Genomic DNA, 23,276 nt, shown 5'->3' with positions numbered 1-23,276 from the left:
AGGTTCGCGCCGAGGTTGAGTTCCACCGCAGGGTTAAAACTTTTTTGCGAAATCGCTTCGCGTTAGCCCCTCTCAAACTGTCTTAGGAACAGGAGAGGCGTCCCGAACTGTCGGGCGTGTCCGCTCGGGGGCGGCTGCGCCGGTTAGGTTGCGCGCTTTTCATTGAGTTGTCGGCATCGGGCCAACTGATTGCAGGCTGGCCGGTGCCTTGTTGCGTCGCGATCGTTCGCATCGCCTGCTGCATTTGGAAGGCCCGCATGCATTCGCTTCCTCGCTCGACCTCGCGCCGTGGCCTGTTGCTCGCAGGTGTAAGTTCGATCGCGATTGCAATGGGCTCGCCTGCGGCAGCGCGCCCGTTCGGCACGTGGGGTGGCGTCAGCACCGCGGCCACGCAGGCGGCGGTCAGCGCGGCGCAGGCAGCGGCACAGCAGGCGCAGCAGGCCGCACAGAACTCGCAAGCGTCGATGACGCGCGCCGCGCAGGCGATCCAGGCATTGCAGGCGGCCCAGAGCGCCGCGCGCGGGCTTGCTGCGAGCGCGCCGAGTACGGTGCCCAACGGTCTCAATGCCGGCGGCCTGGTGCCGAACAGCGGCCTCGCCGCGTCCGGCGTCGCCAATCCCGTCACCAACTGGGTCGGCGCTAGCACGCCGACGCAGACCAGCAGCGGCGGCCAGACCACGGTCAACATCAACCAGACCCAGGCCCAGGCGGTGTTGAACTGGCAATCGTTCAACGTCGGCAGGGACACCACAGTCAATTTCAACCAGCAGGGCAACGCGAACTGGGCAGCGTTGAACAAGATCGCGTCGACCGGCGTGCCGAGCCAGATCCTGGGATCGATCAGGGCCGACGGCGCGGTCTACGTGATCAACCAGAACGGCATCATCTTCGGCGGCACCAGCCAGATCAACGTTCATACCCTGATTGCGTCGACGCTGGATCTGCCGTCCAAGCTGAGCGGCAGCAACTATCAGGGTTATCTGCAGAGCGGGCTGTTCTCGCTGATCGGCGATGTCCCGACGAACCCGACGGTCACGCCAACGAATGCATCGGGAGCCGCGATCTTCAACCAGGGTAGCGGCGGAAAGGTCGTGGTCCAGCCTGGCGCGATCATTGATACCACGGGCAAGCTGAGCGCGAATGGCGACGGCGGTTATGTGGCGCTGCTCGCGGATGGCGGTGTCAGCAACGCCGGTGCGATTATCACCAGGAATGGTCAGATCATCCTGGCCGCCGACAGCTCCGTCACCCTCGCAACGCCGCTGTCGACAGCGGTTGGCGTCCAGACCGCGATGCGGGTCCTGGCTGGCGGCGGCGTGGTCACCAACGAAGCTTCCGGCTTGCTTTCGTCCAGTTCCGGCGCGGTCACGCTGGCGGGCGGATCGATCAATCAGCTCGGCGGCATCGTCGCCACCACCAGCACGACGCGTACAGGCTCAATCAGCCTGAGTACGACCTGCGTGCAGGGCGGCTGCGCGGCCGGCACCAACGGCAATATCGTGCTGGGGGCAGCAAGCCTCACGTCGATCCTGCCGGACGAAACCAGCGGAACCCTGCCGACCGCGACGCTCAATACACCGACGTCGGCGAACGGCGCCAGCAACGCGCCGTACTTCCAGACGGTGCTGCAGCCGCAGATCAATATCACGGCGGTGGGCAGTGTCGACGTGCAGGGCAGCGGCGCGGGCGGCGCCGGTGCCTTGATCAAGGCGCCGGGCGCCGCGCTGACGATCGGCGCCGACAGTGTTATCGGCACGGTCCTGCTCGAGCGGGGCAGCACCATCGATCTCTCCGGCATCGCCGGCGTGACGCTGCCGATGTCAGTCAACCAGATCAGCATCCTCGTCACTGCGGCCGAGGTGGCCGACAGCCCGCTCGCCCAGGCCCTGATCGGCAAGACCGTGACCATCGACGCACGGCTCAGCGGGACACGCGCCGACGGCGTGCAATGGGTCGGCTCGCCGCTGCTCAACGCGGCCGGCTATGTCGGCCTGATTCCGCAGAGCATCGACCAGATTCTCACTGTCGGCGGCAATTTCACGACGTCGGGAAAGAATGTCGTGCAGCAGCCGGGCGCCACCATCAACGTGTCGGCCGGCTATGTGCAGTACACCGGCGGCATGATCAGCACCACCCGCCTGCTGGGTGCCGACGGGCGCATCTACGACATCGGCCGCGCCGATCCCACCATCGCCTATGTCGGCGTCGGCAACGGCTTCACGGTGCTGCACAAGGTCAACGGCGTCGTCGATACGAAGCTGACCGAAATCTTTCTCAGTCCATGGGGCGGCGGCAGCAATACGCACTATGAGGCGAGCTACATCACCGGCGCCAATGCCGGCTCGGTCACCGTCGCGGCCATCAATCCGATCGTCAACGACATCATCGGCAATGTGGTGGCGGGCAGCCGCCAGCGCGCGCTGGCGGGATCGTCGAATCTCTCGCCCGCTGACCAAATGCCGAAAGGCGCGTCGCTGAGCATTACGTTCGCTGTTCCGCCGCAGAGCGACAGCACGCAACATGCGGTGCTTACTCCACAGGCCGATGCCGGATCGGACCCATACGGCCTGAACGGCTTGAATTTCGCCAACGCATCCAATTGGTCGCCGACGCTCGCCAACGGCGTTTTTCCGATCTTCACCGATGTGCTGTCCAATGCGTCACTCGGCGCGGTCTCGATCAAAGGTGCGCGCCGGCTCGACATGGCGACGAACGCCGTCCTGTCGGTCCGGCCCGGCGGCAGCATCACGCTGGACGGCGTTGCTACCATTGACGGTACGCTCAGCGCGCCCGCCGGCCAGATCAGCCTCACCGGCTTCATGTATGCCAGCCAACTGCCGCAGGTGCCGTCGACACCCGCGGTGGTCATCGGGCCGCATGCGGTGCTCGACGTGCGCGGGCGCTGGGTCAACGACATCGGTCTATCGGCGGATCAGCTCGAGGGGCGCGCCTACGTCAACGGCGGCAGTGTGAGCATCATGACCGTCGCCGCCAGCAATGGACCGTCCCAGACCGATGGCGTCTTCACCGACGTCACCCAAAGCATTGTGCTATCGCCTGGTAGCGTAATCGATCTGTCTGGCGGTGGTTATGTCGACAGCACCGGAAAGATCAAGATCGGCTCGGATGGTCTGCCGGTTGGCAAGGGCGGCAGCCTGACGATTGTCACCTATTTCGGCGACTTCGGTGGGAAAATCGTCGATCCTAACAGTGGCGGCAACAACGGTTTCAATGTTCTCCCTCACGGCACCAATCCCGACGGCACCGTCAACCATCCGGATCAGGCTAGTGTGCTACTGGGTGGTACGATCTACGCGGGCGGCTTCGATGGCGGAGGGACGCTTACGCTGAAGGCCTCAACCATCGTGGTCGATGGCGGGATTGCAGAGGTGACGTCATACGCTTCGAGTGCGACAGCCAGCGCCATCGCGAACTACACCGGATCTTCGGTCACCGGTTTCATCGTTTCGGACGCGAAGGCCGGTCAGCTCGTTCTGCCGTCCTCGTTCTTCACCAGCGGCGGGTTCTCCCAATACACCCTGAGCGACATCTATGGCGGCACGACGGTGACCGCCGGCACGCAGCTGCTACTGCAACGGCAGCCGACCGCACTGCTCTCGGGCCGCGAGGTGCAGATTCCGACCGGGGCCCGCGTGCGCGACTTCGCATCGTTGGGGCTGCTGCCGGACGGCCTGCGCAAGCCGGTCAGCCTGACGTTGGGCGGGACGAATGTGCTGGTTGATCGCGGCGCTGCCGTCGTCGCCGATCCGCTGGCCACGGTCACACTGAATCCGATTGCGACGGCCGATATTCTCGGCAGCATCATTGCGCCCGCAGGAACCATTACCGCAACGGGCCAGGAGGTGCGCGTCGGCGCCACCGCCGTGCTCGATGTCAGCGGCGTATTCGTACCCAATCCGCAGGTGAAAACCTATTCCACCGGTACGGTGCGCGATGGCGGCACCATCTCGCTGTTGGCCACCACCGTGGTGGCGGAGCCGGGCGCGCAGTTCAATCTGCAGGGCGCAGCCGTGACCGCGGACAGCAACCTGATCCAGGTGCCGCAGGCTGGTTTCGGACCGCACTTCGTCGGGCAAGCAGCCTGGAGCAACGGCGGCAGCCTGCAGCTCTCCGGCACGACGGTCTATTTTGCCGGCACCGTCGATGCGGCCGGCGGTGCGCCGCTTGCAGCCGGCGGCAGCCTGACCATCGGCGTTATCAACAACAATGCGGTTGGAGCCCCGCCGACGCCGGACACCATCGTCGTGGAGCAGCCCGGCGTGGTCGCAACGAACCTGCCGGCTTCGGGCGCGACGGCCACACCGGGCGCATTCATCGGGGCCGATACGTTGAGCAACAGCGGCTTCGATTCCGTGACGCTCAATGCTCAAACCATTGCGTTCGACGGTTCGCTCAACGTCACGATCCCCGGCGCGCTGACCCTTTATGCGCGCAATGGGCATGTTGCGATTGCGGATGGGTCCGTCGTCAATCTGAACGCCGGCTACGTTCGCATGGTCGGGGTCGGGGTCGGCGGCGTGTCAATCGTCCCGACCGCCGGCGCCGGCACGTTGAGCGTGACGGCGCAATGGATCGACCTCGAGCGCGGCATTGGGCTCGACAACGCCGGCAGCGTCAACCTCACCAGCGCCGGCCCCATCCGGCTGCTGCCGCAATACTATGGTTTCATCGACGGCGGCTTGAGCTCGGGAGAGACGGTGTTCGGCGGCGCGCTGCTGGTTCCCGGCAATCTCACGCTGCGCGCGGCCGAGATCTATCCGGTCAGCAACACCGATTTCCTGCTGATGTCGACCGGCCCGTCGAGCGCGATCACGATCGCACAGAACGGCGTGCCGACGGCGCCGTTCTCGGTCGGCGGAGGTATCGTGCTCAGCGCGCAGACCATCGTGCAGGGCGGCACGCTGTGGGCGCCGCTTGGCAACATAGTCCTGGGCGTGCGGACCGGCAGCGACGTGTCGGCCCAGTTCATCAAGGCGATTGCCAACGAGGGGGGCATCAACTTTGCCTCGGGCACCTTCGTGCCGACGGCGAGCGTGACGCTGGCCGCGGGCAGCCTGACCTCCGTTTCGGCAGCCGGTCTAGTCGTGCCCGACGGCTACACCGTCGACGGCACCACCTGGTATCAGGGCGCCCCTAACTCCAACCGTATCGTGCCTCAGGTGCTCACTGCGCCGCCGAGCAAGTCGATCAGCCTGTTCGGCACTGATGTGGCGACCCAGTCCGGCGCCGTGCTCGACTTGAACGGTGGCGGCGACATCTACGCGACAGAGTTCGTGGCGGGAACCGGTGGCAGCCGCAATGTGCTGACGACCTACCAGCAGAACCCCGCCAACGGCAGCATCACGCCGACCTATGCTGACGGCCGCCAGGTCTACGCGTTGGTCCCGACGTACTCGTCGGCTGTGGCGGCCTTCGATCCCAACTTCGCCTTCTCTCCATATTACTCAGGCTTGGTGGTGCCGGCCGGCACCACCTTCGGCGCATCGGCGACCGGGAATTCGCAGCCGTTCGCGAACGGGATCGCACCGGGTCAGTCGGTGACCATCGGTGCCGGCAGCGGCATCCCCGCAGGCACCTACACGCTGCTGCCGGGAATGTACGCAACGCTGCCCGGCGCCTACCGCGTTGTCCAGGTCGCCAACAACGTCAATCCGAATACAGTCGCGAGCACCTCCAGTGCCGACGGCTCGCAATACGTCACCGGCACGCTCGGCAACTCGTTGACTGGCGCGCGCTCGTCGCAATCGGCGGCCTTCCAGTTGCAGTCGCAAGCGGTGTGGTCGCGATACTCCCGCATCGACATCACCTCGGGCACCACCTTCTTCCGCAACCAGGCGCTCGCCGCGGGCAAGGCACCGCCGCCGCTGCCGATCGACGGCGGTGTGCTGGTGCTCGGCGCCATCAACTCGCTCGACCTTGCCGGCACCAATCGCTTCGCGCCGGGCACCAGCGATCTCGCGCCCGGCCTCGTCGGCGGCGGCGGCCAGGTGCAGATCGGTGGCAGCAACATCCTGATCCGCGCCGCCGACCAGGCGGTGCCGGCGGGCGATTGCCTGAGCGCGCCGGGCTGCACCGGTTCCATCGACTACCTCGTGCTCGATGCCGATCAGATCAGCCGCCTCGGGGCGTCCTCGGTGCTGATCGGCGGCACCGCTCAAGTCGTCAACGGCGTCCAGAACATCACCGCTAGCGCGCTCAATCTCGAGGTCCTGACCGACGCAGCGCATCCGTTGACCGGGCCCGAGCTGCTTCTTGTCTCGCTTGCCGGTGATGGAGCTCTTGTTACCGGCAGGGGTCTTGTCATCGGTGACGGCAGCGTTGTCAGGGCAATCGGCGCAGTGCCCAGCGGTACCGACCGTGACATCACGATCGGCGCGCTGCCGGTCCAACAGTCCAATGGCCGCTATGTCTTCGCCAGCGGCGACGGCGCGCTGCTGCGTGTCTCGAATGGCAACACGGTGAACGTCAGCCGCGTCTATGTGCCCGGCCAATACAGCGGGCCCGGTCCGCTGCCGAGCAGCCAGACACCGCTCGGCGCCTTCTCGGTCGGCGCCGGCGCGGTCATCGACGGCGGCAATGCGCTGACGCTCGACACCAGCGGCAGCGGCACGCTCGCCTCCAACGCCATCCTGAACGCCAGGAACTATGACATCGCCGGATCGGTCATCAACATCGGCGGCGGCAGCACCGGCATCGTGCTGAACCCTGCGGTACTGGCGAATTTCAACGATGCGGTCTCGGTCCGGCTGCGCAGCGCGACCGTGATCAATCTGTACGACGCCAGCGGATTGCAAATCGGCGATGCCGCGAATCCGATCGGCACGCTGACCTTCGACAGCGCGGGGCTCTACAGCCAGGGTGGCAACACCACCGTCAATGCCACCAACATCGACCTCGCTAACACTAGTGGCGCGACCGGCACGGGCATCACCGGCGCCGGCGGCATTCTCACGCTCAATGCTTCGCAGGTCATCACCGAGGACGTCGGCACCAAGCACCTCGGCGGCTTCAGCCAGATCTATTTCAACGCCGGCAGGGCGATTGCATTCAGCGGCAATGGCACGCTCGATACAGGATCGGTTGCGGCTGCAGCGCTGCTGTTCGATATCGGCGGAGTCACGATCGCGAACCCAGGCACTGGCTATACCAGCATCCCTGATGTGACCATCTCGGGCGGCGGTGGATCGGGCGCCCAAGCCACCGCGTTGCTTGGCGTGGTCAGCTTTGCCGTTGTCAGCGGCGGTTCGGGCTACAGCAATGGCGATCCGGTCACGGTGTCCGGAACCGACAATAATGGCAACCCGGTCACGGCGACCGGCACGGCCATCGTCGATGCCAACGGTGCGGTCACCGGCGTCAAGCTCACCTCGGCCGGCTCCGGCTTCCCCGGTTTTGTCGACTTCATCTCGGTCGATAGCGCCACCGGGGACGGCGGCGCCCAGTTGACCGCGTCGCTGGGCGTGGTCGGCGTGACCGTCACCAATCCGGGCTCCGGTTACACCAGCATGCCGACCTTCTCCTTCGCGAACGGCGGGGGAGGCGTGGCGACGACGGCGCAGGCCGTCGTCAACGTGACGGGAATCAATCTGACCAATCCGGGTGACGGTTACCTCGGCACCCCGACCATCAAGATCAGCGGATCCGGCACGACGGCGACCGCCACCGTGTCCGGCGGCGCCGTCACCGGAGTGACGCTGACCAATGCCGGTACCGGCTATTCGAGCCTGCCGACGGTGACGTTCTCAGGCGGCGGCGCTGGTGCCGCGAACATGGTGCTGTCCGCGCCGGCGATCGTGGTCAATAGCGGCGCGACGCAATCGCTGAGCACGCTGGGCAACATCAGCCTGGTCACCGGCGCGGGCACCAAGCCCGCCAGTGTCGCCAGCAATATCGGCGGCATTCTCGCCGTCGCGGGCGGGTCGATTACGGACAGCGCGACGATCCAGGCGCTGTCCAGCAAGGTCAGCCTGACCGCGACCGCCGGCGACGTTGTGCTCGGCAGCGGCGCCCTCATCGATGCGTCCGGTTCGCGCATCACGATCCTCGACGTGGTCCAGGACGCACCGGGCGGCGATGTGCAACTCGCGTCGACCAACGGCAATGTGATCGTCGGGCAGGGCGCCACTGTCAGCGTCGCCGGGGCAGGCCGCGGCTTTGCAGGATCGTTGTCGATCCTGGCTGCGAATGCCGCGTCGCTCGACGGCACCCTCGACGGCAGCGCCGCGTTCAAGGATCTCGGCGGCAGTTTCACCTTGCAGGCCGGAAGCCTCGGCGGGGCGGCCGGCCTGCCGCTGACCGCATTCAGCGGCGGCTTCTCGGTCCGGCTCGGCAATGGTGACATCCGCATTGAGGCTGGCCAGACGCTCAACTCCGGCAAGGTGCTGCTGGTTGCCAACAATGGCAGCGTGGTCGTCAACGGCACCATCGATGCGAGCGGGCCGAGCGGCGGCCAGATCTCGCTCTATGGCGCCGGCGTCACCGCGGGCGGCGTGACCACCGGCGGCGTCAGCATCGGAGGCAGCGCCGTGCTCAAGGCGTCCTACGCCGCAGGCGATCCGTCCGATCCGGCCTACGCCGCCGCCAGCCTGGTGCAGACCGGCGGCACCATCACGCTGGGCACCACCGGCACGCCCGACGCGAACGGCGCCGTCAACGCCACCTACGGCTACCAGAACATGTCGACCTCGGGGGCGATCAGCGTCGCCTCGGGCGCCATGTTCGACGTCAGCGGCGGCCCGGGCGGGCCGAACATCAACAATGCCGGCGGAGCGGTCATCATCCGCGCGCCGATCCTCACCAACAACACCGTCAACGTCGATTTCCGCGGCACCGTCATCGGCGTGGTCGATGGTGGCGGCAACCCGATCGGCAAGGGTGTCGTGCTCAACCCCTACGCGGTGTGGAGCACCACCGACAGCTCGACCGGCGCGCAGCATTTCGACGGCATCATCGATCCGGCCGGATGGTTCGATGCCGCCGGCAATCCGCTGCCGGGCACCGACCAGAACGGCAACACGACCGATCAGAACGGCAATACGATCGTGGCGCCGACGCCGCAGGCGCCGCTCGCGACCGGTACGATCTTCATCGTCACCGCGCCGAATGCCGATCACGTCGGCTTCTATCAGAACACGCTGGCGAGCTTCGTGCAGAACCTTGCCGTGACGCCTGCAGGCGGCGGAGCGAGCTTCGCCAATATGCACGTGCGGCCCGAGATCGATCTGATTAATCCGAGCCTCGACATCAACAAGGGCAACATCACGGTCGCCAGCAACTGGAATCTGGGCGCAGGCAGTGTCGATGCATCCGGCCACGTCTCGCTGGTGTATCGCACCGCGACCGGCGGCGAGCCCGGGTCGCTGGTCCTGCAAGTGAGGAACAACATCAACATCAACGCGACGGTGACCGACGGCTTCTTTGTCAACTATACGCCGCGCGGCGGCGACGCGTCCGCCCTCTATGCGAGCGAACTCAATTCGAGCCTCTATCAAGCCTATCTCGGCATGTTCCCGGACGGCAACAACCTGGTCTACAATTCAAGCGGGATCGTCGATTATCTGGTGAAGACCAACGGCTCGTGGCCGGGCCCCTCATCGCCCACGGCCTCACCCAGTGCCGCATTCTTCGGGCTGTCGGATGCCGCCTATAACGCGCTCACGCTGCAGTTCAAGTTGGCGCAGCCGGTCGTCATTTCCTCCAGCGATCCGGCGGTGATCGATCAATACAATCAATATTATTCCCAGTACCTGCGGATGTTCCGCGCCTACGAGACCGAATTGATCGGCGTCAACGTCAATGGGATCAACCCGTCGACCGGCGTTTCGGCGCGCGGCGGGATCGTGCTGTCCTACGCAGACTTCGTGGCATACGCTCAGGCCAGAAACGTCACCGGTCTGCTGGATCCGTCAGTCAACGTGATCCCCGCGGCGCCCACCACAGGGACACAGTACTACAATCTGACCACCGGCATCGGCAGGTTGCTGTTTTCAGGGAACGGCAACGTGGTCACCACTGCGCAAGACTATGCCACAAAGTGGACGGCCTATTTCCTCAGTGTCATCAACACCAACCTGTTAGGCAGCGCTAAGGGCAGGCTGTCCAATTTCCTTCCCCGAACGAACCTGCCAGCGGGGCTGGACTCTGCGGCCGGACTTGACTTCAGTAACGGAGTCCTTGCCGCCATCGCGGTGACGCCACCGGCCCCGCCGCCAGCCTACACGACCGTGCAGGGGACCTACGTGCCGTCGGGCGACCAGACGCCTCCCGCCGACCGGATCGCCAACAACCCGGCGGTCTACAACGCGCCTGGTGGAAGTCCTGTCGTCGTCTTTAACGCCACGGCGGCGTCGCAATTGATGTCGGCGGCCGTGAGCGGCAAGGGGAGCTTTTCCTACGATATCGTTGCCGGCGCGGCCTTCACCGGCACCACACAGCAGGTCGATCCCAACGCCGTGGCCGCCCTGTCGTCGTTGCCCCCGACCGTCACGGGCACCGTCGCCGTCGACGGGCATACTTCTTATCTGAACTCCGAGCCAAACCTCGCAGGTGGAGGCACCATCTACGTCCCGACGATCGTGCGCACCGGCACCGGCTCCATCACCATCGCTGCGGCCGGTAACGTCGAACTGCGCGACCAACTCGCTCCCGGCACGGTCTACACGGCCGGCGCCGCCATAGCCACGCCCGTGGATTTCAATGCACCGACGTTGCCCATTGGCTACAGCTTTAACCCGAACGGGCTGGTCAGCACGCCAGCCTGGGCAACGGGCGGCGGCGCGGTCACCATCACCGCTGGCGGCTCGATCATCGGCATCGAGATGCCGACCGATTCTGACGGCAGTCGGTTCGGCGTGCAGGGTGGCTCGACCGGCCAGATGTGGAGCGACTGGTACATCCATTACGGCCTCTCAAACGGCACATCGACGCCGTTCGCAGCGTGCGCGGCGGCGGGCGCGGTTGCCTGCCAAACCGCGGCCTGGATCAACTACGCCACCTTCTTCCAGGGCTTCGGCGCGCTGGGTGGCGGCAACGTCACGCTGTCGGCCGGCGCCGATATCATCGATATCGGCGCGTCGTTGCCGGAGACGCTCGTCGTCGGCGGCGGTTTCACGTCGGCCAATCCGCCCAAGGTGACGTATTACGGCGGCGGCAATCTCAGTGTGACGGCCGGCGGTAACCTCCTGAGCAGCGATTTCCTGGTCGGCCGCGGCGCCGGCCTGATCCGGGTCGGTGGCTCGGTGCAGGCCACCACCAGCAATCCGCTAAACCAGGGCCTTCCGACTCTCGGAGTTACACTCGGCGCGAACTCCGTCGCCGGCACCTATGCGCTGCCGTTGTTGCTGGCGGTGCAGGACGGATTCATTAGTTTGGCCGCGCGCGGTTCGGTGACGCTCGGCAACGTCTACGATCCCGCCGCGTTGCCGGTTAATCTCGGGATACAGGCCGATCCTGCGAAATATTTGCCTGGCGCATCTCCAGATCCCTTCAACTCTGGCAACGTCTCTTGGAGCAATTATTTCACCAGCTATGGCCCAAGCAGCGGCGTTTCGCTGACGAGTCTCACCGGCGACGTAACCGCCCCAACTGTTTCTCAGGTATCGATTCCGGGGCTTTTTGTGCACAATGCGGGCGGCGTTTTCCTCGGCGGGCAGGCAGACCCCGCGACCGTCGGATTGCTCCTTCCCGCTACGCTCGACCTCGCCGCACTTAACGGAAATCTGACCCTCAGCAAGACGGACGTAAGCAACCTGGTGCCGAGTAACACCGGCACTGTCAATCTCGTCGCGGCCGGCTCTATCGATCTGGGAGCAGGTCTTTCGATGCCCGATCTTGATAGCGGCATCACGCGATATATCGGTTCAAATGACCGAACCATCAACTTGGCCGGCAACTCCGTCAACCCGCTCGGGCTGCCGTGGGCGACCCTGACCCAGGCGCTGCATGCGAACGATCCGGTGCCCGTCGTCATCGCTGCCGGCAAGGACATCTATGCCGTTAACATCGATGGAAGTGTCACCACCAGCGTGACACTGATCAAGCCGGCGCGGATCGAGGCGGGCAACAACATCTACGCGGGGATAGCCCAGGGCGGCGGCGTTTCGACGACCAGCAACGGCACGCCGCAGGCCAATATCAGTTTGACCTTCATCGGCCAGAACAACAACGCGGCCGACATCACCAGCATCGTTGCCGGCAACGATCTGGTCGGCGGCTCCTATCTTCTCTATGGCCCCGGCACCTTCGTGCTGCAGGCCGGGCACGATCTGGGTCCGTTCTCGGCATCCGATACGTCGACCCGTGGTATCGCGACGCTCGGCAACGGCAGCGCGGTTGGCGGTGCGTTCGCCGGTCTGCCGACGAACCCTCTCAAGCCGTATCTGCCGTCCCAGGGAGCCGAGGTCGATCTGCTATTCGGTGTGAAACCGGGCATCGACTACGTGCCGGCGATCTTGCGATTCGTCGATCCGCTGGTGGTGGCGGCGCGAGCTGCCGATCCAAAACTGGACCCCGCCGCCAATGGCATCGACTTCCTGCCGTCGATCACGCAGCAGATGAATACGCTGCTCGGTCAATTGATCGCCGCAGGGAAGACCAGCGTCCGGTCCGCGGCCGAGCTCAAGGTGCTGCTGAACGCCGCGGGTATCTCGAACGTCCAGTTCACGGCGACCGGACTGGTCGATCCGACCGTCGCACCATTCAGCCTTACAGAAAGTCGGGTATGGCCGATGTTCCTGGGCGGCCTGTCGTCTTCCGGGCAGGCCTTGATGGTCGATCACGCCTTCCTCGATTTTCTGATCCAGGTCGGGAAGGACTTCAAGAATCCGGCGAGCCCCTATTTTGGGCAGAATGCACGGGCCTACACCGCGATCGCCACTCTGTTCCCGGCCGGCCACGGTTACACCGACAACAGCCTGGGCGTCGACGGCAAGGCCGCGCCGAAGATCGCGACCGGCAGGTTCAACGTCGCGGCCTCCGTGCTCGAGACCCAGATGGGTGGCGACATCAACATCCTCGGGCCGGGCGGCGGCATCACCGTCGGCCACTCCTCGCTCGATACCTTGAGCCCGAGCCAGGAGGGCATCCTGACGCTCGGCGGCGGCACCATCCGTGCCTTTGCCAACGACTCGATCCTGGTCAACCAGAGCCGCATCATGACTCAGCAGGGCGGCGACATCGGCCTGTTCACCGCCAATGGCGACATCAGCGCCGGCGCGGGACCGAAGACCTATGTCTCGAGCCCCGCGCTCAGCGAGATCTGCACTGTTGACGGCTATTGCTATATCAACCCGCAGGGGCTGGTCACCGGCGCCGGCATCGCCGCGCTGGTCACGCTGCCCGGGCAGGATCCGACCAGGAGCAACGTCGCCTTGGTTGCGCCGCGCGGCACCATCGACCTCGGCTCCGCGGGCATTCGCGCCGGCAACGAAGTCTTGCTGGTGGCGCCGGTCGTGCTCAATGCCTACAACGTTCAGGCCACCACGGTGGCAGGGCTGCCCACTGTGCCGACGCCGAGCACCACGCTATCCGCGGTCAACAACAACGCAACCGCTGCGACCCAGCAGGCGGGGCAGCCGGCGCCGAACAAGCCCAATGACCAGCCCTCGATCGTAATTGTCGAGGTGCTGGGCTATGGCGGCAGCGGCGGCGATGACGCGGCGCCGAGCAACAGCGGCAGTGGCAATAACCAGAAGCCGAACGGCAACGACGACGAGCGCCGTCGCCGCGGCGGTGGGCAGTAACCGGTCGTTGGTGTCATGGCTGCGCTGATCCGGATTGCGCACTGCCCTTCTCACGTTGAAGGCCCGTGAATGTATGCAACCTCGTCATTGCGAGGAGCGAAGCGACGAAGCAATCCATGGTTCCGCGTGTGTGGTGGGATGGATTGCTTCGCTTTGCTCGCAATGACGGGGATAGAGCTGCGCGCTCCGACCTCAAGGTTCGACGCGCCTCGTGCCGCTCCGTGAGGTCCCTATGATGTCATCCCCGTCAACCGTGGCCCCAGCTGCCGATGCGGATCCCCTGGGCGCTCTGCTTGTACCCGAACGTCTCACCGCGGTGGTCGATATCGGCGCCAACCCGATCGACGTCCCGCCCTATCTGCCGCTGCTGCAGAAGCGCCTGTGCCGGCTGTTCGGCTTCGAGCCGCAGCCCAACGCGTTGGCCGAGCTCAATGCCCGCAAGAGCGAGCTCGAAACCTATCTGCCCTATGTCATCGGCAACGGCGAGCAGGCCCGCCTACGCGTCTGTGCCGCGCCCGGGATGACCAGCCTGCTGGAGCCTGATCCCGTGATGCTGAAGCACTTTCAGGGCTTCAGCGAATGGGGCCGCATCATCGCCGACAGCAAGATCGCGACCCACAGGCTCGATGACATCGGCGAGATCGATGCGCTGGACTATCTCAAGATCGACGTGCAGGGCTCGGAGCTTGCGATCTTCCAGAATGGGCGGCGGCAGCTCGCGAACGCGGTCGTCATCCAGACCGAGGTCTCGTTTCTCCCGCTGTACAAGCAGCAGCCGGTGTTCGGCGAGATCGACCTCGAGCTGCGCAGCCAGGGCTTCATTCCCCATGCCCTGATGGCGATCGACAAGCGCATGATCTGGCCGATGCGCGGCACGAATCCCTATGAGGCGTTCAACCAGCTGGTCGAGGCCGACGCCGTCTATGTCCGCGATTTCACCAAGGCCGACGCGATGAGCTCTGAGCAGCTCAAGCATCTCGCGCTGGTCGCCCATCACTGCTACGGCTCCTACGATCTCGCGGCGCTCTGCATCCAGCATTTGCTCAACCGCGCTGCGATCGTCTCCGATGCGGGAAGCCGCTATTTCGAGCTCGCCGCGGCGCACCGCGCTGCCGCCAAGACCAGCTGAGAGACCGGCTGAGACGTCAAGAACGATCAAGAGCCCGGCTGCTGATGTCTTCCCGTAAAATCGTGATCCGGATCGTTCCGGATCACGATCTCATGTTGGCGTTACTTCGCGCCGCCGGTGACGCCCGTGCAGCCGTCGGTCTGGGTGCCCGACGTGCTGTAGGCCGCGATCGCGCTCGGCAGGCCGCTGGCCGCGCTTGAGATCAGATAGGCATTGAGGATGTTGGTGGCCCACACGCCGTCGAGCTCGTGGAAGCCGTTGTTGCGAATGACCCGGGCGACATTCGGATCATAGCCGGGGTTGTCGGAGTTCGAGGCCGCCGGATTGTAGTTCGGCAGCCCGGTGACCGATCCGCCGAAGTACCAGGCAAGCCAGTTCTTCACGGCGGGCACCCGCGTCCCGGCCGTGTCGCTGTAGCAGCTATACACGTTGAGGAAGCTCGCGCCGGTGATCGGATAGTCGCTCTGCGACTGCAGCGGGATGCCGATGACAGACAGGCCGTCATAGGTCACGCCGCCAACGACGGTGCCGGCGGGATAGACCTGGGCATACAGGTTCCAGGCATCATAGCTGCTGGAGATGTCCGGGGCGGTCAGGTTGGCAAACGCCAGCTGGGCATTGTTCGGCGTCGGCGGGACGAAGTTCTGCGCCCTGCCGTTGCTGCCGACCTGGCCCGGATGATAGACGCCGAGCAGGCGCTGCCGTTCGTTCTGGATGCTGGCCGACAGCGGAGCCGCCGCGGAGATCGTGGTCCCGGCGATTTCCTCGGTCACGGTCTGCGCATAGGGCTGGGTGTAGTCGGCGCTGAGATAGCCGATGCGGCCGGCGAAGCGCGGGTCGGTGCCGATCTTGAGCGCTTCGTGGTTGCTGCCCGAGGCGCTGATCCAGTGCGGATCCGGACGTTCCTCGTCGTCATCCACGTCATAGGGGTCGCTCTGGTCGGAGCTCTTCACCGCCCTGATGTTGTCGAGCAGGCGGGAGAATTTGCCCGCCGGCAGGTTGGCGGTGGTGCTGCCGCCGACGCCGACGCCGGTGAAGATCTTCTTGTAGTTGTAGGTGCCGGTCGGGTCGAGCAGCGGGCAGAGGCTGGCGAGGTAGTTGGTGAGGATGTAGCTCGCGCCGGCATCATCCGCACGGTAGACCACCTTGATCGGCAGCCGGCCGCTGGTATAGGCGACCGGGGTCAGCGAGCCGTTGGTGTTGGCGTCGTAGAAGTGCTGGAATTGCTGCACGCCGTTGGCGTCGAGCGCGGGGATCAGCGTCGAGGTGTCGTGCCAGTCCGTCACGGTCGCGGAGAAGATCGCGCAGAGCTGGGCGGCCGAGAGCTGGATCGCTCCGCCGGCCTGGCTGTTCGGCGACAGCGCCGACTGGTTGGTCCAGGTCACGCCCGAGGCGGAATTGGCGGTGTTGACCGCAATCGCAACCGGGACCTCCATGGCCGGGACCTGGATCGGCGCGCCGACGGCCGCGGTGTTGAAGCTGGTGTTCGATTTGCTGAGGGCGCCGATCAGCAGCGTGTTCTGCCAATTGGTCGACGGGACGAAGTTGCTGAACGAGATGGTGGTCAGGCTTGCAATCGAGCTGGCGAGCGGCGCGTCGCTGGCGGCAAAGTCGAGCCGCGGATAGGGATAGCTCTTGAAGGCCGCATTGGCGGTGTCGCGGAACGGCGGCTTGGCGGATGGCTTGCGCACCACGGCCGGCGCGGAGTCCGGGCTGCCGCGGAACAGCTGCCGCGCATCGTCGGCGATGTAGGCGCGCTGGCCGTTGCCGGAGCCGACGGCGGCGAACAGGCCCTCGACCGAGGTCGAGACGAGGGTGCAGCTGGTCGGCAGCAGGTTCGGGCTCGGGGTTGCGGTCGAGAAGCTTGGCGAGAACGCCTGGCCGTCATTGGCCAGCGTCGAGCCTGCATAGCAGTCGAAGATCTGCCGCAGCGCCAGCGACGACAGCGTGCTGCCGCCGCCGTAGATGCCGGTTTGGGCCGCAGCCGGTTGCTGGGCTCCGATCATGGCGGCGGCCGACAACACGACCAGCGAGGTCGTGCCCAGCACGCGTTCGGCGAACGATTTCGTCTTCATGATAACCTTCCCTGTTTTTGTTGCGTGACACGGCAGCGCCGCGCGACCGCCTGACGGCCTCGTGATGTCCAGAACGTCTTGTTCGATGGCTTGTGAATGGGACGGCGATGAAGAAGACCTTGCAGGAACGTCTCAAGACAATCGAAGCTGTTCGCCGTGCAGGGCGAACAGCCCTGCGCGTCGTCGTCGGCATCGGCGCCGATGTGGCTCACACCCCTAAGACAATTCGAGCTGGCGCGACGCGCAGCTGGCTTGCGGTGATTTTTCGGGCCGGTGAATTCTCGGATGCCCGGGCGGCGCGATCCGATGTGAAGGCTGGACTACAATCAGAATGGTGGCGCGGACCGAGGCATCCCCCGATGCCGCAATTGATCCCGAACCCGCCGCTATCCAACGCGGGTGCGAGGCTGTAATGAGGGCGCTGGCCGTGTGCGTCGGGGGGCGCCGGCGGCCGGCGATCGACCGGAGATGCTTGTCTCCGGGCGATCGAACTTGCGCAATAACGATGGATTTGACGTGGCGAATACCAAGAAGGCCCGCGCGGCTGCTGGCGCGAAGAAGAAAAGCAAGGGATCGACGCGTTCCGGGATCTCATCCTCCTCGCCACTCGGCATGCTGGCGCTGCATCTTCTCGAGCAATGGAAGAAGTCCGGGCGAGACGGCATCGTCTTCCTTGCGGAAAGCGAGAACAGGGCGGAGCGCCTCGGCGGCGTGCTGCATTCGCTCGATCCTTCGCTCGAGGTGCTGGTGTTCCCGAGGCTGAATACCTTGCCGTTTGACGGGCTGGAGCCGTCGCACGAGATCGCCGGCAGGCGGAGCTCGGTGTTGCGGCGTCTCGCGAAGAGCAGGAAGCCGGTCTTCCTGGTATCGACGGCAGAGGCGATCATGGAACGATTGCCGCTGCCCGCCAGCTGGGGCCGCCTCAGCATCAGCCTGAAGGTCGGTGCACGCTATTCCGAGCAGGATCTCAAGGATCGTCTGGAAGCCCTGGGATACGATCTCGACGAAGAGGCGGACTATCCCGGAAGCGTCCTGTTCCACGGAATGACGTTCGAAGTGTTTCCTGCCGGCGCCCTCGGGCCGTACAGAATCGAGCATTCCGGTGGCGTGATCCGCAGGATCGCCGGGGTCGATCCCAACGAACACGACGTCGTGTTCGATACCCAGGAACTGCTGATCGATCCGATGTCGGAACGGATCGCGTTGGGAGGCAAGCGGGCACAGCGGGCGGCGCTGCCGGATTATTGTGAGCGCGCCCACTGGATCGCGGACGCCGGAGTTGCGGGTCATGCCGATAGCTGGCTGAGCACGATCAAGGAGGCGGCCGGCCGCAGAGAGACGGAGCGCGAGTATTTCGGCCCCGTCGATTGGAAGCGGCTGACCAAGCGCATGAGTGCGCTGCCTCGCAAGGCGGCGTTCACCCCGACGCCCGATTTCTCGAAGGTCGCCTCGTCGCGAAAGGCGCTCCGCGCCTTTGTCGCCGACACGCAGCGCGCCGGATCGCGGCTGCTGTTTGTTGCGGCGGTGGAGGACGACCTGCGCGCGATCGAGCGCATGAGTGGGATCAAGGCAGAGCGCGTCGAAGGTTGGAGCGAGGCGGCGAAGGGCCGGGGTGGCGAAGCGGCGCTGCTGGCTGACTTCGATGCCGGCTTCATCGGTTCGGGCCGCAAGCCGCTTGTCGTCGTGACGGCGACCGACGTGCTCGGCAGCCGCGCGCATCATCCGCAGCCCATGGCCAGAGCCTGGGGTGCGGCTTTCGATCATCCCGACGTGCCGGAGCGCGGCGCGGTCGTCGTTCATCTGCCGCGCGGGCTGGCCGTGCTCGATGGCTTGCAAACCCTCGACATGGGAAAGGGATCATCGCGCGAGATGATCCGGCTGGGATTTGCCGGAGATGATGCCGTGCTCGTTCCGCCCGCCGACCTTGCGCTGATCTGGCCGTATGCGGCGGAGCGCGGCAAGCTGACCTTGGACAAGGCGGACGGAAGCACGTGGTGGGCGCGCCGGACCAAGGCGGAGCAGGAGATTCAGCTTGCCGCCAAGGCGCTCGCCAAACACATCGCGCAGCGGCGTCGCCGGCGCGCTCCCAAGCTGGTCGCTCCCGGTCCCGCATATGAGCGGTTCGTCGCGCGCTTTCCATATTTCACGACAGTCGACCAGGCAAAGGCGATTCGCGACGTCCTGGATGATCTTGCCTCGGGTCATCCGATGGACCGCGTCGTCTGCGGCGACGTCGGGTTTGGCAAGACCGAGGTTGCCTTGCGCGCGGCGGCGGCCGTTGCCCTGTCAGGCAAGCAGGTTGCCGTCGTCGTACCGACGACCGTCCTGGCAAGACAGCACGTCGCGACGTTCCGCAAACGGTTCGCTCCGCTCGGCATCGAAGTCGGCAGCTTGTCGCGCGCGACGTCGTCTGCGGAGATGAAGCAGACCAAGGAAGGCCTGCGGAGCGGAAAGATGAAGATCGTGGTCGGCACGCAGGCGATCGCATCGAAGGACGTGAAATTCGCCAAGCTGAGCCTGGTCGTTGTCGACGAAGAGCAGCACTTCGGGGCGGCGGAGAAGGCGAAGCTTTCGGGCCTGGCGAAGAGCGTCCATACGCTTTGGATGAGCGCCACGCCGATCCCGCGCACGCTTGCGGCAGGTCTCGCCGGATTTAGGGACCTGAGCGTGATCGCATCCCCGCCGGTCCATCGGCTTCCAGTCGTGACCAAGATCGCGCCACTTTCGGACGCCGCCATTGCCGCTGCACTGCTGCGCGAGCAGCGACGTCACGGGCAAAGTTTCCTGATCTGTCCGCGCATCCAGGATCTGGATCCGCTGTTGGCGCGCGTGCAGGCGGTGGCCCCGGAGCTGCGCATCGTTTGCCTGCATGGCAAGCTACCGGCCGACGAGATTGACGATCGAATGATGAGCTTCGTCGAAGGCGAGGCCGACGTGTTGCTGGCGACCAACATCGTGGAAAGCGGTCTCGACATTCCCCGGGCGAACACCATCGTGGTCTGTTGGCCGGAAAAGTTTGGTCTGGCACAGCTCCACCAACTCAGAGGGCGGGTGGGACGTGGTGGCACGCGCGCCTTCGCGTTCATGCTGACGGAATCGAACTCGGAGCAATCCGGCAAGCGTTTGGCCGTTCTCGAGGAGTTCAGCCGACCGGGCGCCGGTTTCGCAATCAGCGAGCGCGATCTGGACCTCAGAGGTGCCGGAGATCTGCTTTCCGAGCGGCAATCCGGCCACGTGCAGGTTTTCGGGCCGGTGCTCTATAGCCACCTTCTGAAACAGGCTTCGGAGAAGACCAACGATCGGGCCGCGGATCTTTGGGTGCCCGATCTCAACCTTCCACTCGCCGACCTGCTGCCCAGGAGTTATGTGCAATCGGAATCCATGCGCCTCGAAATCTATGGCCGCGTCGCGAGGTGCCGGAGCGAAGACGATCTGGAAGATCTGGAGGAAGAGACCTCTCGCCGCTTCGGCAAGCTGCCGCCGGCCGGCCGGGATTTCTTCACAGCGGCAAGGCTCAGGATCGACTGCAAGCGGCGAGGTATCGTGAGGCTCGACGTCGGGCCGGAGGCCGTCGCAGCGACGTTCCTGCCGGGGCGGTTGCCTAAATCCAGAGCACGGTCGCTACAACGCGACGGCGATCGCGTCTTTTACTCAGATAGGACAAACGAACCGCCGTTCGAGCGGATCGATGATCTGCTCGACATCCTGGACGAGTGAGTACGACGTTACTCCTGGCCAAGCCTTCGCCGTCGGCATTCCCCGATGCGACCGGTCGCGCCGCCGCTTCACGGCGCCGCCTGACTCTCGTCCGATGCGAATCTTGTGACTGCATCGGGCTGTTTCGCGTCATGTGAGTGCATCACGCGCGCAGTGGAGATATTTCATCGCGCAGCGTCGGCAAGCCGCTTGCCCTGTACGAGCTGAAGGATCAGAACACCCTGCTCCTGATTCTCAAAGTCCAGCGCAACTGGTGATCCCGTTGATCTGACTGAGATCTAACAGAGCCCCCGGCGCCAAAACGCCGGGGGTTTTGCTTTGGTGAGCTCGCTCTCGCCGATCAGGCGGCGAGCATGTCGCGCACCAGCGGCACCACCTTGCGGCCATAGAGCTCGATGCTCTTCATCAGCTTCTCATGCGGCAGCGGGCCCGCCGAATATTTCAGCTGGAAGCGCGCCGCGCCGAGCGCCTTCACGGTCGCCGCGATCTTGCGGGCGACGGTTTCCGGTCCACCGACATAGAGCGAGCCGTGTTCGGCCTCAGCCACGAACTCGTCGCGGCTCATCGACGGCCAGCCGCGCTCCTTGCCGATCCGGTCACGCATGACCTTGTAGTCGGGCCACAGCTCTTCCCGAGCTTGCGCGTCGGTCTCGGCAATGTAGCCCGGCGAATGCACGCCGATCGGCTTCGGCGTCCGGCCGAACTGCTGGTAGGCCCGCTGGTGCAGGTCGACATAGGGTGCAAAGCGCTTGGGATCGCCGCCGATGATCGCGAGCATCAGCGGCAGGTCATAATGCGCCGCGCGCACCACCGATTCGGGGCTGCCGCCGACGCCGATCCAGGTCTTCAGCCGGCCGTGCTCGACCGGCGGATACACTGACTGGCCCTTGAGCGGCGGCCGCAGCTTGCCTTCCCAGCTCACCGGCTCCTGCTTCAGGAGCTCGGTAAACAGGTCGAGCTTCTCCTCGAACAGCTCGCTGTATTGCTTGAGGTCGAAGCCGAACAGCGGGAACGACTCGGTGAACGAGCCGCGGCCGAGGATCACCTCGGCGCGGCCGTTGGAGACCGCGTCGACGGTTGCGAAGCGCTGGAAGACGCGGATCGGATCGTCCGAGCTCAGCACGGTCACCGCCGAGCCGAGGCGGATGTTCTGGGTGCGCGCGGCGATTGCCGCCAGCACCGTCTCGGGGGAGGAGATCGCAAAGTCGGCCCGGTGGTGCTCGCCGAGCCCGATGAAATCGATCCCGAGCTGATCGGCCAGCACCGCCTCGTCGACGACGTTGCGGATCACCTGGGCGTGGGGCAGCGGCGCGCCGGCAGCGTCCTTGGTGACGTCGCCGAATGTGTCGAGCCCGAATTCGAGAGAGGTCGTCATCACATAGTCCAGTTGTCGGCGTGGCGGAGCATCCGCCACGGGCCACCCATCGCACGCAGGCCGAAAGGTCGTATTGCTGCGGAGATGTCCGCAAGCCTGCGCTGTGGAGCCTTCGGTTGGAGATCCAGTGGAGGTATTGCCTGTTCGCCGGCAGGCAAGGTCACGCCGCGAAACGCAGCGTTTCCAGGTCGCTTGTATCCCGGCCTGCCGCCGGGCCAGCGGCGATCAGCCCGGGATGACCAGGAAACCGGCCCGCGGGAAATGCACCACGACCTCGCCGGTGCGTTCGTCGGACCGGCGGATCGCGATGTGCTGCGCGGACAGCGAGACGATCTCGCCGCGGACCGGGATCTTGCCGTAGTCATCCGGCATCACGCTGACGATGTCGCCGGGCTTGCGGCCGTTCGGATCCAAAGGGTCACCGAAAACAGGCGACTCCGGCCGCGCCTTCGCCGCGATCTCGAGCGCGTCGGCTGACGACATCTCGGTGCGCGCGCCGTGGCCGATCGCGCGGACGCGCTCCTCCCAGGTCGCAAGGCGCGGCAAGGGCTTCACGATCTCGTCGATCGTGGCGACGCTCTGCCGTGCGTACCATACGTTCATGTAGGCGCTGACGTCGGCGAGGCTGAACTCGCCGAACAGCCACTGTCGGCCGTCACCGAGTTGCGCCTCGATCCAGTCGACATTGGCTCGGAACTGGTCGCGCATCTGCGGCAGCGCCGCGGCCATGGCGGCGACGTCGAACTTGGCGCCGCGCAGCTTCTCGCGATCCTCGATGAAATCCTGCGGGACCTTGTCGCCGATGAAGCCGAACGCGAGGGTGACCGTGTTCTGGAAGAACGGCCGGTCGGCCCACATGCCGAGTGCCCAGGGCATCCCGGCATTGCCTGCGGGAAACAGCGTCGGCGCCGGATAGCGCCGCTCCAGCTCGCGGATGATGACCTGGGTGTCGCAATAGATGTCCGCGCCGATCTGCATCGTCGGCGTACGGCGATAGCCGCCGGTCATCGGCATCAGGTCCGGCCGCGGCATGATCCGGGAAATCCGTACCGAGTTCCAGGCGAGCTTCTTGAATCCGAAGATGATGCGGATTTTCTCGGAGAACGGCGATTGATCGAAATGATGCAGGATCGGCGTGGGCTGCGACATGGCCTTCTCCCGGGATAGGGCTGCGATCTCCTCGGACCTTGTCGCACAGCCTGACAAGATTTCAGCGGATC

The 23,276-nt window shown here is 65.3% G+C and carries 7 protein-coding genes; 4 read left to right on the top strand and 3 right to left on the bottom strand.

Going from position 1 to position 23,276, the window contains the following annotated elements:
• The first annotated feature begins 257 nt into the window (after positions 1-257).
• Together AAFG07_RS30435 and AAFG07_RS30430 are read left to right on the top strand one after the other, a co-directional pair.
• Positions 258-13,760: a filamentous haemagglutinin family protein gene (locus AAFG07_RS30435; protein ID WP_342723443.1), complete on the top strand. Its 13,503-nt coding sequence runs from the start codon at positions 258-260 to the stop codon at positions 13,758-13,760.
• 235 nt (positions 13,761-13,995) lie between these two features.
• Positions 13,996-14,889 (top strand): FkbM family methyltransferase, encoded by an 894-nt coding sequence (locus tag AAFG07_RS30430; protein ID WP_342723442.1) that lies wholly within the window; start codon positions 13,996-13,998, stop codon positions 14,887-14,889.
• A gap of 101 nt (positions 14,890-14,990) precedes the next feature.
• Here AAFG07_RS30430 and AAFG07_RS30425 read toward each other — a convergent pair whose 3' ends face one another.
• Positions 14,991-16,964: a substrate-binding domain-containing protein gene (locus tag AAFG07_RS30425; protein ID WP_342723441.1), complete on the bottom strand. Its 1,974-nt coding sequence runs from the start codon at positions 16,962-16,964 to the stop codon at positions 14,991-14,993.
• Positions 16,965-17,071: 107 nt separating this feature from the next.
• Between AAFG07_RS30425 and AAFG07_RS30420 the strand changes: the two genes are divergently transcribed.
• Together AAFG07_RS30420 and AAFG07_RS30415 are read left to right on the top strand one after the other, a co-directional pair.
• Positions 17,072-17,377, top strand: coding sequence for a hypothetical protein (locus tag AAFG07_RS30420; RefSeq protein WP_342723440.1), 306 nt, complete (start codon positions 17,072-17,074; stop codon positions 17,375-17,377).
• A gap of 199 nt (positions 17,378-17,576) precedes the next feature.
• Positions 17,577-20,681: a DEAD/DEAH box helicase gene (locus tag AAFG07_RS30415; RefSeq protein ID WP_342729284.1), complete on the top strand. Its 3,105-nt coding sequence runs from the start codon at positions 17,577-17,579 to the stop codon at positions 20,679-20,681.
• Positions 20,682-21,021: 340 nt separating this feature from the next.
• Here AAFG07_RS30415 and AAFG07_RS30410 read toward each other — a convergent pair whose 3' ends face one another.
• Both AAFG07_RS30410 and AAFG07_RS30405 read right to left on the bottom strand, forming a co-directional pair.
• Positions 21,022-22,056 carry an LLM class flavin-dependent oxidoreductase gene (locus AAFG07_RS30410; RefSeq protein WP_342723439.1) on the bottom strand — a complete coding sequence of 345 codons (1,035 nt, stop codon included), beginning with the start codon at positions 22,054-22,056 and terminating at the stop codon, positions 21,022-21,024.
• 225 nt (positions 22,057-22,281) lie between these two features.
• Positions 22,282-23,205, bottom strand: a complete 924-nt coding sequence (locus AAFG07_RS30405) for a glutathione S-transferase family protein (RefSeq protein WP_342723438.1) — start codon at positions 23,203-23,205, stop codon at positions 22,282-22,284.
• Between the last annotated feature and the right edge of the window lie 71 nt (positions 23,206-23,276).

Source organism: Bradyrhizobium sp. B097 (genome assembly GCF_038957035.1).
Taxonomy (GTDB): domain Bacteria; phylum Pseudomonadota; class Alphaproteobacteria; order Rhizobiales; family Xanthobacteraceae; genus Bradyrhizobium.
This window is presented reverse-complemented; position numbering and strand designations above follow the sequence as displayed.